This is a genomic window from Agrobacterium sp. 16-2014-1-2a, from assembly GCF_053522705.1.
In genome coordinates this window covers 18,945-32,645 of sequence record NZ_JBNWBX010000010.1, presented here as the reverse complement: position 1 = coordinate 32,645, position 13,701 = coordinate 18,945, and the positions used below count along the sequence as shown (strand labels likewise).

General features: G+C 55.8%; 15 protein-coding genes. 1 reads left to right on the top strand and 14 read right to left on the bottom strand.

The window, feature by feature from the left end; all coding sequences use genetic code 11:
* Nucleotides 1-275: 275 nt before the first annotated feature.
* From ACQZ45_RS23095 to ACQZ45_RS23030, 14 genes are all read right to left on the bottom strand, one after another.
* Complete coding sequence (locus tag ACQZ45_RS23095; protein WP_010974909.1) at nt 276-1,451, bottom strand: cytochrome P450; 1,176 nt, start codon at nt 1,449-1,451, stop codon at nt 276-278.
* 76 nt (nt 1,452-1,527) lie between these two features.
* Complete coding sequence (locus ACQZ45_RS23090) at nt 1,528-2,787, bottom strand: cytochrome P450 (protein ID WP_010974908.1); 1,260 nt, start codon at nt 2,785-2,787, stop codon at nt 1,528-1,530.
* Between the two features lie 2 nt (nt 2,788-2,789).
* Nucleotides 2,790-3,134 (bottom strand): hypothetical protein, encoded by a 345-nt coding sequence (locus ACQZ45_RS23085; protein ID WP_045231714.1) that lies wholly within the window; start codon nt 3,132-3,134, stop codon nt 2,790-2,792.
* Nucleotides 3,135-3,773: 639 nt separating this feature from the next.
* Entirely contained in the window at nt 3,774-3,869 is a 96-nt protein-coding gene (locus ACQZ45_RS23080; protein WP_198927928.1) for an AAA family ATPase, read from the bottom strand.
* 34 nt (nt 3,870-3,903) lie between these two features.
* Nucleotides 3,904-4,887, bottom strand: a complete 984-nt coding sequence (locus ACQZ45_RS23075; protein ID WP_045023288.1) for an aldose 1-epimerase family protein — start codon at nt 4,885-4,887, stop codon at nt 3,904-3,906.
* Between the two features lie 20 nt (nt 4,888-4,907).
* Entirely contained in the window at nt 4,908-5,264 is a 357-nt protein-coding gene (locus ACQZ45_RS23070) for an NUDIX hydrolase (protein ID WP_233278960.1), read from the bottom strand.
* A 101-nt stretch (nt 5,265-5,365) separates the two neighbouring features.
* Entirely contained in the window at nt 5,366-6,184 is an 819-nt protein-coding gene (locus ACQZ45_RS23065; protein WP_010974906.1) for an inositol monophosphatase family protein, read from the bottom strand.
* A complete protein-coding gene (locus ACQZ45_RS23060; RefSeq protein WP_045023290.1) occupies nt 6,177-6,977 on the bottom strand; it encodes a glycerophosphodiester phosphodiesterase family protein in 801 nt (266 codons plus the stop codon). The genes ACQZ45_RS23065 and ACQZ45_RS23060 overlap by 8 nt, the downstream gene beginning before the upstream one ends.
* Before the next feature lie 15 nt (nt 6,978-6,992).
* A complete protein-coding gene (locus ACQZ45_RS23055) occupies nt 6,993-7,853 on the bottom strand; it encodes an ABC transporter permease (protein ID WP_010891520.1) in 861 nt (286 codons plus the stop codon).
* The gene (locus ACQZ45_RS23050) at nt 7,846-8,772 is read right to left on the bottom strand and encodes an ABC transporter permease (protein ID WP_045231716.1); all 927 of its coding nucleotides are present in this window, start codon (nt 8,770-8,772) and stop codon (nt 7,846-7,848) included. The genes ACQZ45_RS23055 and ACQZ45_RS23050 overlap by 8 nt, the downstream gene beginning before the upstream one ends.
* Complete coding sequence (locus ACQZ45_RS23045; RefSeq protein ID WP_010974903.1) at nt 8,769-9,788, bottom strand: oligopeptide/dipeptide ABC transporter ATP-binding protein; 1,020 nt, start codon at nt 9,786-9,788, stop codon at nt 8,769-8,771. Before ACQZ45_RS23045 ends, ACQZ45_RS23050 begins: the two co-directional genes overlap by 4 nt.
* A complete protein-coding gene (locus ACQZ45_RS23040) occupies nt 9,785-10,723 on the bottom strand; it encodes an ABC transporter ATP-binding protein (RefSeq protein ID WP_045023296.1) in 939 nt (312 codons plus the stop codon). The genes ACQZ45_RS23045 and ACQZ45_RS23040 overlap by 4 nt, the downstream gene beginning before the upstream one ends.
* A 60-nt stretch (nt 10,724-10,783) precedes the next feature.
* Nucleotides 10,784-12,349 carry an ABC transporter substrate-binding protein gene (locus ACQZ45_RS23035; protein WP_045231717.1) on the bottom strand — a complete coding sequence of 522 codons (1,566 nt, stop codon included), beginning with the start codon at nt 12,347-12,349 and terminating at the stop codon, nt 10,784-10,786.
* A gap of 57 nt (nt 12,350-12,406) precedes the next feature.
* Nucleotides 12,407-13,183, bottom strand: a complete 777-nt coding sequence (locus ACQZ45_RS23030) for a DeoR/GlpR family DNA-binding transcription regulator (RefSeq protein WP_010974787.1) — start codon at nt 13,181-13,183, stop codon at nt 12,407-12,409.
* Nucleotides 13,184-13,538: 355 nt separating this feature from the next.
* Here ACQZ45_RS23030 and ACQZ45_RS23025 point away from each other — a divergent pair, with 355 nt between their 5' ends.
* Nucleotides 13,539-13,685, top strand: a complete 147-nt coding sequence (locus ACQZ45_RS23025; RefSeq protein WP_162936978.1) for a hypothetical protein — start codon at nt 13,539-13,541, stop codon at nt 13,683-13,685.
* The last annotated feature ends 16 nt before the right edge of the window (nt 13,686-13,701 follow it).

The window sequence follows — 13,701 nt, the reverse complement described above, 5'->3', positions numbered from 1 at the left end:
GGCTTTTCCCTTCGAAACCAATATTGGCTCAGCAAGGAAAACCTAGCGGCTTTACCGCCAAAAATCGCTCATCTGGTCTAACCGAATTCGTGCATATTTCCCGTAGTTTGCGGCCTGTGCTGAATAAGAAGTTTTAGGGTGAAATGCTATTTAAGACTCAGTTTTGGGAACGGATATCCATCTCGATCATCACTTTCCCGGCCAAACGTACGATTTCGCACTAATCTTGTTCTGATCCCTTTCTACGGCTTAATGCCAAGCGACAGTGGTTACGATTATATAAGCGTAACCGGTAGACTAATCGGTCCGCGGAAGCCGAAGCCGCGCCATTGCACCGCGTCCGGGTTAGTCAGCGTCATGTTCGGAAAACGTTCAAACAGCGTAGGCAACATGATCGCCCCGACGGTTTGACGCGAGATTTGCGCACCGGCACAGTGATGCGGCCCCGAGCCGAAGGACTGGTGCGCATTATTCTGGCGGAAGACATTGAAGCGCTCTCCGTCGTCAAAGACATCTTCATCACGATTGGCAGAGGCTTGGATGGTCATCACGGTATCGCCCTTCGGGACAAGAAAACCGCGAATTTCCGTGTCCTCCAGGACGAGGCGCGAACTCGCCTGGATCGGAGCAACCCAGCGCACGCCCTCCTCGAAGACTTGCCCCCAGCACTGCTGCCTCTTAACCTCCTCGAACTGCTCCGGATTGGTCAGCAATCCATAGATGATCGTGCCAAGAGCGTCGCGAGGCTCGTTGATGCCTCCGCCGACGGCGATTTTGATGTTGGCGTAAATCTGGCTCATGGGTATGGGATCAGACGCGGTCACCATGATCGCGAAAGCCGAGGGGTTCGGTTCCGCCCGGTGCTTTTCGACCAAGTTGTCGAAGAGCCGGTTCATCTCCGCATTGGCTTCGTTTGCCCGCTCGAAAGGCTCAGGCCGCCATCCGAAGTTGCCCGCCCCTTCAATTAGCCGCTGCGACCAACGTATCATTTCTGCGTCGGATGCTTCGCTAATTCCAAGGATATGAGCCAGGATACGGGCAGCCACCGGGCCGCAGATCTCCGCGAACAGATCTACTGTGCTGCCGCGGGATAGGCGATCAAGATACTCGTTTACAATGTCCCGATAGATCGCCGCCCAATGCTCCGCGGTCGTTTTGGGAGCAAAGGCCTTAGCCATGGCCATTCTTTCGCGGGCGTGTTCCGCGCCGTCCTTGCGCATTAGAGTATGGGCCTGGAAGGCCGGCTTCATTGGCGTGTTGGGGTCATCCGAACTGAAGCGCCTGGGCTGATCCTTCACCATCTTCGTATCGGAGGCCTTGGTCAGAAACGTTCGCATCACTGAGGCGACCCGCACCACCGGGGTCTGCGCGCGCATTCGGCGATAAATCGGATAGGGATCAAGTGTAAGGTCGTCGATTGTGGTTACGCGATCCACTGGTGCCAATTGCATTGGGAGTTCTCCCGGTTCATTTAATCCTGGCTGTGATACTCAACGTCATCTCCGTCAACCGAACGGAACGGTGACCTCACCGATCGACGCCCAGATTGACTGTCATCCCCGTGGCGCGCCGTGCACCCCCGTGACCTATCATCCGTGGCCAGTCGCCTGTCACCCTAAGGCTCGGCGCGCGGCGCAGAAGTGTTCTAAGTCCTTCTTGCAATTCAATCCGCGCCAGAGCTTCGCCGAGGCACCGATGCACACCCGCGCCAAATCCGAGGTGCCTGCGCATTTGTTTGCGTTTTATGTCAAAAAGCTGAGGATGCTCGTAGTGTCTCTCGTCCCGCAGGCCGGACATGATGCTTAGGGCTAGGAAACTTCCCTTTGGCAATACGTACCCATCCAGATCAATATCTTCGAGCGCCAACCGCGGGAAAGACCCAACTGATGGCTCGAAGCGAAGCCCTTCCTCCACTGCGGCCGCGACGCCGGATTGATCGTGGCATAGAGAGGACCAGACAACAGGATTTTGCAGCAAAAGAGTCGGCAGCATCACCATCGCGTTACGAGTTGCATCGCTTCCGGCGAGTATGAGAAACACCAATTGCATGATCTCCTCGATGGGTGAAAGCGTTCCTTCTTCCCGCACCGCTTTCAAGTAGCAAGAGAGGAAGTCATCGCTTATACGTCGGCTGCGATCCGCTACCACTGCCCGGACATAATCCTGGAGCTCGACGGCAGAAGCCTCAATCTCCGGAAAATCGTCTTCTCCCCACGAAGGACTTAAGCAGCGCGAAACGTTGTAAACAAGTCGTGTGAAGAAAGGTGCATCCCCAAATGGCAAACCAAGTACACTGGCAATCGTTAGCGCAGGCAATTTCGACGCGTACATTTCAGCAAAGTCAAAATCGTCAACTCTCGGTACATCGTCCCACAAATGCTCCGTTAACTTCGTGATCTCCGGGCGTAGCGCGTCGATCATCCGGAATGCAAAGGTCTTCGCAAAGGCTGAGCGCCGTTTCACATGGACCTCGCCGTTTGAAAAGAGCATGCTGTAGCGGATTAAGTCGAAAACGGCGCCGCGGGTTACGCCTCGATTTAACATGAGTTCTGTTTCTATTTGCCTCGTACGAGGATCGGTGCCCAGCAGAAAGATATCATCCGCGCGGAGAACCAAAAAGACGCCGTCCTCCCTCCGAAGGAACGGGCGCTTAGGTCGCCATTCAGCAAAAATTTCATGGCCTTCAGAATCAAGCCTGCTTACAGGAACAGCATCAGGATCGAGCTCTTTTGGCTGCGTGGCGTTTTGAAACTGCTGGTCGGTCCCAGAAATGCTGCTCGTGATCATTTTTACATACTTTCATCGAAGTCGATACCAGAATCGACGTAAACCGTATGGGAATTCAAAGCCTTAGCTTCAATAATAAGCCTTCGGTTTAACGTAGCAACAAAAGATATGTCGACAAATTTGAATCTCGTTTCATCTGTAATATGGTCGAAATTATATTTCCGGCTTTGGTGCTTGAGGCGCTCGTCGCACAGGCCGCAGGCTACCGTCGACCAACTTTGTCCGTCGCGGAATTGGTGGAAAGCTGTAGGGATTGCGCCTAAGTTTGCCGCAAAGGCATTGTCCATTTTAAGCACAAAAGTTAGATGTGCGAATTCCACTCTGAACCCGGCCGCCATTCCAATCATTGACCGGCCACCATTCCTATCAATAACCGGTCAGTTTCCGGCACTCAAGTTCCCCTGGGTCAGCAACATTGGCATGTGTCCCCTCGATATCCACGAGGGGAATTTAATGCCTGCAAAAAGAAAGCTGACCATGCGACACATACGACAAATGCTGCGGCTTGCGGGTAGCGGAACGAGTAGCCGCGAGATCGCTGTAATGCTTGGCATTGCTCGCAGCACCGTGCAGGACAACTTGAAGCGGGCTGCGATGGCAGGGCTGAGTTGGGCCCTCGCCAGCGGCCTGACAGACGATGTTCTCGAGGCCAAGCTCTTCGTTCACCCCGGCGTCAAGCGGGGCCAGCGACTGCGCCAAGAGCCCGACTGGGGACCGCTTTCAATCGAGCTGAAGAAGCCAGGCGTGACGCTGCTGATTCTTTGGGAGGAATACCGCAGCGCCCATCCGGATGGGTATGGATATAGCCGTTTTTGCCAGCTGTTCCGCGGCTTTGAGAAGCGCCTGTCACCGACGATGCGCCAGGAACACATCGCCGGCGACAAAGTCTTCGTTGATTATTCCGGCAAGAAGGTGCCGATTGTCGATCGCAAGACCGGTGAGATCCGCGAGGCGGAACTGTTCCTCGGCGTGCTCGGCGCGTCGAGCTACTGTACGAGAGGAAGATCGGTGATCTTGGCGAGTTGCTTCGCAAGCGTGGATTTTCCAGCACCTGGGCAACCGACGATCAAGACGCGTTTCATTTCCTGTCCCCCGTTTGAGGCCCTACCAGCTCCTTTAGTTGGAACAACAGCAATCGGTCAGTTCAACTTGCAACGAGTTCTTGCAGCTTTCGCCAGGCAGAAGCAAAGGTCTGTCCTGTGCCAGGTCGGTGCGGGGTTCGACGCCGAGCGCAAACACTCCAGACTGATAAGCTCTCCAGATAGCAAGCTTGTTCAGTTGGTCGCGAGTGAACGTCAGGCCGACGGATATGTCGAGTTCACGGTTGCTGACAACGATCGGATCCGCTTCCGGAATCTCTAGGCTATCGACCGAGTCGACGTATTCGCCGTAATCGTCACTTGGCCGAGGTGGATCCACGACCAATTTTGCCGCAAGGAGCTCAGGAAGACCCGTGATCTCGAGGTTCTGATCCAGAAACGGATAGCCGTAGTTCAGGTGATAGATTATTGCATGTCCAGACGGGCGAAACCCCCGGTTTGTCACTGTGTCGTCAATCCGCAGCACCTGACCAAAGACTGGTAAAGTGATCCTCCGTCTCAGCTCCAGGTTTTCGCCGAAGACACTTGCCTGCCTGACGATCCCCTCACAGAAGATCTCACCGGATTCTGGGTCGACGTCATATCCGACCAATCTTGCTTTTTCGGTCGAGATTCTGCCATGCTGAGGCATGCTTTTCGTCTTCAGGTGCGGATGATTATAGTGGGCCATATCAACTTCCAGAGGACGGCTGATGTGGTCGAGCCCGCATGTCACAAGGAAGCCATCGAAGTTGCGCATGAAAGCCCAGCCGCCTTCGGAGCCTGGATCAACCATTGGAAAACGCATCTGAATCGGCGAGTTCCAACCAATATTGGTCCCCCTAAACGAAAGGCTGGAAATATCGAAGCCGCGATCCAACGCCACTTCGAACGCAATTCCTGTTGCATTTCGAGCGATCAACAGCCGTTGGCCACGCGCCGGACCGTCCTCGAGGGTCGCCAGCCGGATATCTGCTATGGCTCTTAGGTCGGGTGTTTTCTTGAGAAGTTCGATGTCCATGTCGTCCTCAATTGTGTGGGTCACTGCTGTCGCAGCTTTAAAAGCAGTTGTTTGAGCTCCGGCTCGATAACCAATCCAGAAGCTTCCTCCGGAGAAAACCACCTGATCTGGCGTTGTCCTTTCTCGGGGAAATCATCCTTCAGGGTCGATACGGTCAGCAGGTGAACCTGAACCAGACAAGGGATGAATTCGTCATGTGATACCTTCTTGTCATAGCGGTAGTGACCATACGGGTTTTTGCAGACTCTTCCCCGCACGCCGGCTTCTTCCCAAGCTTCCTCCCGTGCGACTCGATGAAGCTTTTTCCTGCCCTCCGACCAGCCCTTGGGGATTACCCAGCGGCCAGTTTCGCGGCTGGTGATCAGAAGCGCTTCCATCTCGCTGTTAACAAGGCTTGTCGAGCGTACGCAAATCGCGCCGCATTGGTCCGCGTCGACCAGTGGCGATCTGTGACCGTTATTGTCAGAGGCGCGCCGCATTATGCGGCCAGCGCCACTTTATCGAGCAACGGCTTCACCTTCTCCAGGAAGTCGTGGCTGCCACAAGCAAACCGGAGTTTGGCCGACAAGTCGGTCCTGTCCCAGTCGATCGTATCCGCAACACCCAGATTGCTCAAAATAGGCAACGCTGCCATAACGTCCCACGTCGAGTCTCCCAATGAAACGTAGCCATCTGTCTCGCCCATGGCCACCTCGACCATCGAGAGTGTCGCAGCGCCGCAGAAACGGAAGCTGATATTGAGATCATCCGAGATATAACGGATGACTTCGAGCCTGTCCGCTGTCGAAGCCGAAGGATGGTAGCTGAACCCGGTCGATGCACGCGACATATCGAGCGGCGGAAGTGGCTTGACCGCCATGCCGTTGAGCTTCGTCTCCACCGTTTTCCCTCCAACAAACATCAGGTTTCGGACTGGAGCGAAGATAACCCCGAATGTAGGACGCTTGTTTTCATAGAGACCGATGGAAATTGCCCAGTTCTGACCGCCGCGGACGAAATTGAATGTCCCATCAATCGGATCGATCACCCAGATACGACCTGAACGCCCTTTGATTTCGCCCCCTTCTTCTCCAAATATGCCGTCTGCGGGAAACGCCTCCCGCAACTGCGCGATAAGAAATGTTTCGACCTCCTTGTCCGCCTTCGTCACAAGATCGAGATGTCCCTTGGTCTCGACCGACAGGCTCGATAGGGAGCGGAAATGAGCGAGGGCAAGGTCGCCTGCCTTGCGCGCGATCTCTTCCACAATCGAAGCTGTTTCTCCTGCGTGAGATGTCGATGTGTCCCGATCAGCCATTTGCACGGTCCTTGAGCCTGGCGACCTGTGCGACGTCGTCTCCGAGCAACTGATCCAACTGACCTTCACGAACCCACTGAACGACCTGCGTTTCCACGTCCACGCCGTACTGCGCGAGTTTTTCATGGTACCCCGTCGGTAGGTAGCAAAAAGCGGCAAATCCCTCGTTGTGGAGTTGGCGGGCTTCACCGCTGGCGAAATGGTAGATCTCGATGTTCATGGCATCGAGATTGGCCTGACGGGCAAGGGCGGCTGGATCGATGAGGCGCGAATGCATCAGGCCAACGGTCGGTACCTCGGGAATTGCTTCCTTGACGGCCTTCAGCTGAACGTAGTCGAAGGAAGAGAACTGGAGGAGATCCGCACAGCCCAATTCATCGATGAGCGTCCTCAACTTTGGGAAGAAGACGTCGTTCGCGTCGTAGATCTTCAGTTCAAGCTGATAGATAATGCCAAGCTCACGGGCGAGCTGAAGCGCGTCCTTAAGTAGCGGCACACGCTCTCCGACAAACTCCGAACTGAACCAACTCCCTGCGTCGAGTTTCGACAACTCCGAATAGGTCATGTCGTGAACGATGCCGTGACCGTCTGTTGTGCGGTCGACGGTCTTGTCGTGAATCAGCACAAGTTCTCCATCGCGGGTAATTCCGAGATCGGTTTCGCATGTGACGTTACGTCCGCCGAATTCAAACGCCTTCCGAAACGCCGCGAGCGTGTTTTCGGGGGCGCCGGCGCTGTGGCCGCGATGGCCGCCCAGGCGGATCGTCTCCGGTGTCATTCTGAGAGGGTTCATTTTCATTCCTTTCGTTTATCGCAGGCGCGCGTCGAAGCGATCGCGCAAGTAGTCGCCGAGCAGGCTGATGGACAGGGTGGTGAGAACAATAACAACGCCGGGCAACGCGATGAGCCACCAGGCAATCGCGATATAGTTTCTGCCGTCTGCGACCATCAGCCCAAGGCTCGTTTCCGGCGGTTGGATCCCAAGCCCAAGGAAGCTCAATCCGCTTTCGAGCAGGATGATATCCGGGAAATTCAGGGTGATTTGAACGATGAGCGGTCCAGCAATGTTTGGAAGGACGTGGCGCACATAGATCCGAAGCGATGGCACGCCGACGATGCGCGCCGCCTCCGCATATCCCTCCTGGTTCGCACTCAAGACGAGGCCACGCGTCAGCCGCGCATAACGCTCGAATGATGCGACACCAACGAGCATAAGAAGTATCAGCGGGCTTGACCCGAGAAACGCCAGGACACCAAGCGCGAAGATTATAAAGGGCACGGAAGCCTTCGCGTCTGCGAAGCCCATAATGAGATTGTCGACCCAGCCACCGAAATGTGCCGCAAGAAATCCGAGGGTCGTACCGATGAACGCGCAGATGAGAGAACCGACAAGAGCGATCATCAAAGACGTCTGGGTAGCGACCAGAATGTTGCTGAGCACGTCACGACCGAGATAATCAGTTCCCAGCAAATGTCCCGGCGCACCCGGCGGCGCAAATCGCGCCAGAGGTGACTGCTGCAGATAGTCGAACGGTGCCAACCATTGCGCCGTGATGCCCACGAAGACGACAACCGCAATCCAGATCAGGCATAGCCAGATACTGATCGGAATGCGGCGGGCAGATTTCAGGAATTGCCGCTTTGGTAATGAGAGTGTCGTATTAGCCATTTTTTTGAAGCCTGATTTTCGGGTTCAGCACCGCATAGAGAACATCGACGATCAAGTTGATCGTGACCATGAACGCCGTGAAGAGAAGGATCATTGCCTGAACGACATTGAGATCGCTGAGCGTGATTGCTCGAACAAAACCGCTACCAAGCCCGGGCCAGGCGAATACGGTCTCTACGATAGCCGACCCCCCCAGCAAGCCAGCTGCAACGAAACCCAGCATGGTCACCATCGGGATCGCCGCGTTCGGGAGCGCGTGGCGGATAACCACTTCCCACTTGGGAATACCATCGGCGCGAGCCGCTGCGATATAGGGCTGTTCCAGAACTTCGATCAGCGCGGAACGTGCGAAGCGCGCAATCGCAGCCGCATTGACAAGACCGAATGTCGCAACGGGCAGGATCGCATGCTGCCAGGTGGAACTTCCCGAGCTCGGCAGCACACGAAACCAGACGGCAAACACGAAGATGAGCGTCAGTCCGAGCAAGAAATTTGGTACGCTATAGCCGAGAACAGCGCCTGCCATGACGGATTTGTCGGCGGCACTGTCGCGGCGGACTGCTGCAATGATTCCCGCGGGGATACCGACGAGTACGCTTAGCACGAACGCTGAAATCGTCAGCGTCAATGTCTTGGGTATACGTTCGGCGATGACGGTGAATACCTCACGACCGTCGGCTGCCGATACCCCGAAGTCGCCTCTGAGCGCGCTGGCGAGATAGATCAGGAACTGTTCAGGAATGGATCTGTCCAGGCCCCATGCTGTTCGGAATGCTGCCAGCGCCTCTGGCGTCGCGTTCTCGCCCAACATGGCCCGAGCTGGATCTCCACCCAACCTGAGAATGATGAAGACAAACGTCACGGTCAGCATCATGACAATGATCGCTCGAACGAGGCGTGCAAGGATGAAACTAATCATCGCGCCACCTCCATCATCTGCGCCGGATCAGTCTGCGCGACTATAGATCTCGGAAACTCTTCCGCTCTATGACACGCTGCCAGTTGCCCGCCCGCAGGCCGAAGCAGCGGCGTTTCTTTCGCACATCTTTCGATTGCAAAAGGACAGCGTGACCGGAAGGCACAGCCAGTCATTACCTTGCCAGCGTCGAGTTCCCCCTTGATCGGTGGTTCAATATTGCGGACCGTCGGGTCCATAGTGGGGACGGAGGCAAGCAATGCGCGGGTATAGGGATGGCGTGGCCACGCATACACAGATTTGATATCGCCGGTTTCGACGACGCGGCCAAGATACATCACGACAATACGATCAACGAGATGGCGAACGATGCGCAGGTCGTGGGTGATGAACACATACGCCAGATCAAGCTCCTGCCAGAGCTGCCGAAGCAACGCAACGACCTGGGCTTGCACAGAGACGTCGAGCGCAGATACCGCCTCATCGAATACGACCAATTTGGGGTCGAGGATCAAAGCTCGGGCAATAACAACTCTTTGTCGCTGCCCTCCCGACATCTGATGTGGATAGCGGTTCATCATCGCGCTCGAGAGGCCGACCCGGTCCAGCATGGTTGCCGCCCGATCACGCGCGCCCGCGCGGTTGGCAACCCGGTGAACCCAGACGGCTTCAGCGATTTGCTCGCCGATCGTCATTTGTGGATTAAGGGCGGACAGCGGGTTTTGCTGGACCAGGGAGGTCTCCTTTCGGAACGTCGACCAGTCTCGCGCGCTACGATCTGTGTGCGCGAGTCCTTCGAACAAGACCTCTCCCTCGGTGGTGGAGGTCAAGCCGAGCAGAAGTCTACCGAGTGTCGATTTCCCGCTCCCAGATTCACCGACCACACCTACCCGCTCACGCGGCGCAAGTTCGAGATCAATTGAATTAACCGCCACATGTACCGATGGCTTTACGAAAAGCCCGGATTTCAGGCGAAAGACCTTGGTGACCCCGCGGGCCTGAAGAAGAGGCGCACTCATGGGCTCACCGGATGGTAACACGCCGCGTCATGGAACGCGCCGACGTTGACAGGCCCGGGAAAGCTCACGGAACATTGTTCGCTCGCGCGGGGACAGCGTGGGTGATAATAACATCCGGCAGGCAGGTTATCGAGAAGAGGAACAGAACCCGGGATTGGTACTGGCGGCTCCAGGTCGTCCGCATCGATCGTTGGCATGCAGCCGATCAGGGCGCGAGCGTAAGGATGCGCTGCACGCTCCAACAATTCCGCAACCGGCGCCGTTTCGACGATCTTTCCGCAATACATGACCGCCGCACGATCCGCGAGGCGGGCGATCACGCCGAGATCGTGCGACACGATCAAAAGCGCCATGCCTGTTTCAGATCTGAGTTCCTCCAGAAGATGAAGGATCTGCGCCTGCGTCGTGACATCGAGCGCTGTCGTGGGCTCGTCGGCGATCATCAGCTTGGGCTTCGCAGCGAGCGCGTGGGCAATCATGACGCGCTGGTTCATACCGCCCGAGAACTCATGAGGATAGGATCGCAGCCGACTTTTGGCGCGGTCGATACCGACACGTTCGAGAAGACGCATGGCCTCGAGCCGTGCATCGTTGCCCTCCAGACCCTGATGGCGATAAAGGCTGCTCTCGAGATAATAACCGATCGAATGAACCGGATTGAGGCTGCTGGTCGGGTCCTGATAGATCATGGCAATAGCCGGCTTGCCATCAGCCTTTGGTCCACTGTTCAGCTCAATAGTTCCGCCCGTCTGCGAAATCCCTCGCGGCAATGCCTTGGCTATTGCGTAACATGTCATGCTCTTTCCGCAGCCCGACTCCCCGACGAGTCCAAGCGTCTGCCCTGCATCCAGTGAAAAACTGACACCGTTGATGATTGTGATATCGCGCGCCGGCACCTGAACGACCAGGTCGCGAACTGTTAGTAGATTTGACAACTTAGGCTCCTCCAGGGCGACGCGCACACCTCGCGCGCGCCGCCTTCTCGATTAACGAGTTCAGCCGAAGCTGAGATTGTTGCGGAATTCCATCATCTCGAAGCTCACGGGCTTCCAGTGGACATCCTTGCGCGCGGCATAAACGTCATACGGCTGATAGAGAATGACGGCTGGCGCCTCCTCTTCGAAAATATCCCGCATGCGATTGTAGGCGTCGAAGCGCTCCTTGCCATTCGGCAGAACCGTGACCTTCTGACATAATTCGTTGAACTCGGCCGGCGCCTTCCAACCCCAACGCTTTTGAACCTGACCATTCGGCCCGAATTCGGGGACGATCGTGGCGTAGGCATCGGTCATCCATTGGCCGTTGGACCAGTTTCTGATCCAGGTCTGGTTGTCCGGGGGGAAGCTACCCGGTGCGTAGGTTTTCATGACCACGTTCACACCGATCTGCTTCCACATTTCGATCATCATCATCAACGCAGGCATGGCGTTGGCATAATAGTTGCCCATCGTGTGATAGGTGATCGGCGTTCCATCGTAGCCGCTCTCCTTGACGAGACGCTTGGCCTCCTCGACATTATATTCCATGGCCTTACGCTTTGGATCGAAGGTTTCCCCATAGTTCGGGAAATTGAAGCCGGCCGGGATAGATGCTTGTTTCTTCCAGAGCGCTTCAACCATGATTGGCCGGTTGACAGCCAGAGCAAGAGCGCGCCGAAGCTTCTTATCCTTGAAAACTTCTTGGTTCATATTGAAGGTGAACATGTGGAAGTTTTCGATGAGCGTCCCGCGCGTTTCGAGGTCCGGATAGCTATTTATCAGCTGAATGTCGTCCGGCGTCAGGGTAGTGATGATATCGTATTCACCGCTGATCAGACCCGCGACGCGTGTGGCTGGCTCTGCGACGATCTGGTAGGTGATCTTCGATGCAGTCGGCTTTGGACCCCAGTAGGCGTCGTTGGCTTCCAGCACCACACGGTCACCGGCAACAAAGTCCACGAACTTGTACGGGCCTGTTCCAACGGGCTTGTTACCGAAATCTACTGCTCCCAGTTTCTTGTAGTATTCTTTGGGAACAATGCGGCTCATCCAGGATGCGACGAAGGTCTCGATGAGATAGCTCGGGGTCTTTGTGCGAAGTGTGACTATGTATTTGTCCTCGACCACGGGCTCATCGAAATCGAGCGAATAGGATTTCCCAAGCGGGATTTTCTTGATCGCTTCGGGACCCCAAAGGCGTTCGGAAGAAAAGGTGTATGCGACATCGTCCGCGGTCAGTTCAACACCATCGTGGAACATGACCTTCTGCCGCAGCTTGAAGCGAACCGATTTCTCATCGATGCGCTCCCAGCTCTCGGCAAGTGCCGGAACGAGGTCGATGGCATTGCCGGGAGCTCCCTTCGCGAAAAAATCGCGCGCTATCAGCGTGTCGAATATCTGGTTGACGATACGCGGGCCGACATTGCTGATTGCATTGACCGGCTCCAGCGAGTTCGGCAATCCGTTCACACCCAGGCGAAGCGCCCGGCGTTCTTGCGCGAAGGTGAACTTCGCACCGGCAGTTGAAGCGACCGCTATCGCCGCGGTGCCCATCATAAAATTCCTGCGATTGGTCTTAAGCATGTGGTTTTCCTCCCAGCTCTGTTGAATGAGGGTTTAATTCGCCCGCGGCCGTCGAACCTAGTTCGCAACAACGAACTTCTTCCGCAGCTTTTCCGGTATTGTCTCAATGATGGTTCGGGTTCCAGAGTCGGTGACGATCACGCCGACATCCTCGATCCTGGCCGTCACCGAGAGGCTCGATTTTGTGAATTTCGAATGATCCGCGACGACGATCACGCGGCTCGAAACTTCGATCATGGCGCGAGCGACACTCGCGTTCACGGGCGACGACGTACAGATCAATCCGCGATCAACATCGATCGACGCCGCGTTGAGAATGAGTTTGTCGACATTGAATTGGCGGATAAACTGCTCCGCCAAAGGGCCGCGGAAGGAGCGGTTCGTTTCGGTATACTCGCCCCCGACCGAATAGATGCTTTTGCCCTCCCCTCTCGTCAATTCCTCGACAATGTCGAGACCATTCGAGATGAAGGTGAGGTTTCTGCGGTCAGCGAGCTTCTTGGCAACTTCCAGCGCAGTTGTACCGGCGTCCAGAAGAACCGTGTCACCCTCGACGATCATACCGGCAACGACTCCGGCTATGGCCGCCTTCTCCGCCCGATTCCAGACGGCGCGGGCAGCGTTCGGCTTGTCCTGTGTAACCTGCGTGACGCTGACCGCACCGCCGTGAGTTCGACGCAAGAGTCCGGCCTCGTGGAGTTCGCTCAAGTCGCGCCTCGCAGTGGCCACCGAAATCTGGAAGTGCTCCGTCAATCTGCCGATAGCCAAAAACTGCTCATCGCGCAAAAGCTCAACGATTTTCGCCTGGCGGTCCTGAGTCGAGTTGAACACCAACGCTTCCCTTCCAACAAGAAATGGTCTATATCGCTCACACTATGAGCGTAATCGTTCTTCGTCAAATGAAAGTTTGGTGACAGTTTTGTTGCATCGCAACGATACATTACAAGTGATTACGCATTGTTGGGGATCAAGAAGCTTCGGGTAGCTAAGCGGAAGCCTTTGTTAGTGTGATCGAAATCGCTCACTTTCGCACCGCACCAAGATCGTAAGCTTCTAGGAGGAGTGATGACTCATTCGATGTCGAACTGCCGTCAACAAAACCGGCGCGGATCAGCGCTACTCCGCACGACAACAATACGAAACCAGTTGGAATTCATCTTGCCTGCGATACGGCGCGGGCAAGATGCCGGTGGGCAGCTCTCCTCCCTGCTCGCCCACCGGCACCCTCATCAACCGCAAGCTGGACAAGGTCTGCGACGAGAACCGCTTCCCTCTCGAGACAAATCAAGACGGCACCCGTCTGGCCGATCTCTGTTGCGAGCAGCCGCTTCGCTGATCAAGGCTTACTTCCA

Excerpts from the sequence above, each read along its gene's own strand:
- ACQZ45_RS23075 (WP_045023288.1), bottom strand. The coding sequence starts at position 4,887 with ATGGACATCGAACTTCTCAAGAAAACACCCGACCTAAGAGCCATAGCA.
- ACQZ45_RS23080 (WP_198927928.1), bottom strand. The coding sequence starts at position 3,869 with ATGAAACGCGTCTTGATCGTCGGTTGCCCAGGTGCTGGAAAATCCACG.
- ACQZ45_RS23095 (WP_010974909.1), bottom strand. The coding sequence starts at position 1,451 with ATGCAATTGGCACCAGTGGATCGCGTAACCACAATCGACGACCTTACA.
- ACQZ45_RS23090 (WP_010974908.1), bottom strand. The coding sequence starts at position 2,787 with ATGATCACGAGCAGCATTTCTGGGACCGACCAGCAGTTTCAAAACGCC.
- ACQZ45_RS23035 (WP_045231717.1), bottom strand. The coding sequence starts at position 12,349 with ATGCTTAAGACCAATCGCAGGAATTTTATGATGGGCACCGCGGCGATA.
- ACQZ45_RS23085 (WP_045231714.1), bottom strand. The coding sequence starts at position 3,134 with ATGATTGGAATGGCGGCCGGGTTCAGAGTGGAATTCGCACATCTAACT.
- ACQZ45_RS23060 (WP_045023290.1), bottom strand. The coding sequence starts at position 6,977 with ATGAACCCTCTCAGAATGACACCGGAGACGATCCGCCTGGGCGGCCAT.
- ACQZ45_RS23055 (WP_010891520.1), bottom strand. The coding sequence starts at position 7,853 with ATGGCTAATACGACACTCTCATTACCAAAGCGGCAATTCCTGAAATCT.
- ACQZ45_RS23070 (WP_233278960.1), bottom strand. The coding sequence starts at position 5,264 with ATGGAAGCGCTTCTGATCACCAGCCGCGAAACTGGCCGCTGGGTAATC.
- ACQZ45_RS23045 (WP_010974903.1), bottom strand. The coding sequence starts at position 9,788 with ATGAGTGCGCCTCTTCTTCAGGCCCGCGGGGTCACCAAGGTCTTTCGC.
- ACQZ45_RS23050 (WP_045231716.1), bottom strand. The coding sequence starts at position 8,772 with ATGATTAGTTTCATCCTTGCACGCCTCGTTCGAGCGATCATTGTCATG.
- ACQZ45_RS23065 (WP_010974906.1), bottom strand. The coding sequence starts at position 6,184 with ATGGCTGATCGGGACACATCGACATCTCACGCAGGAGAAACAGCTTCG.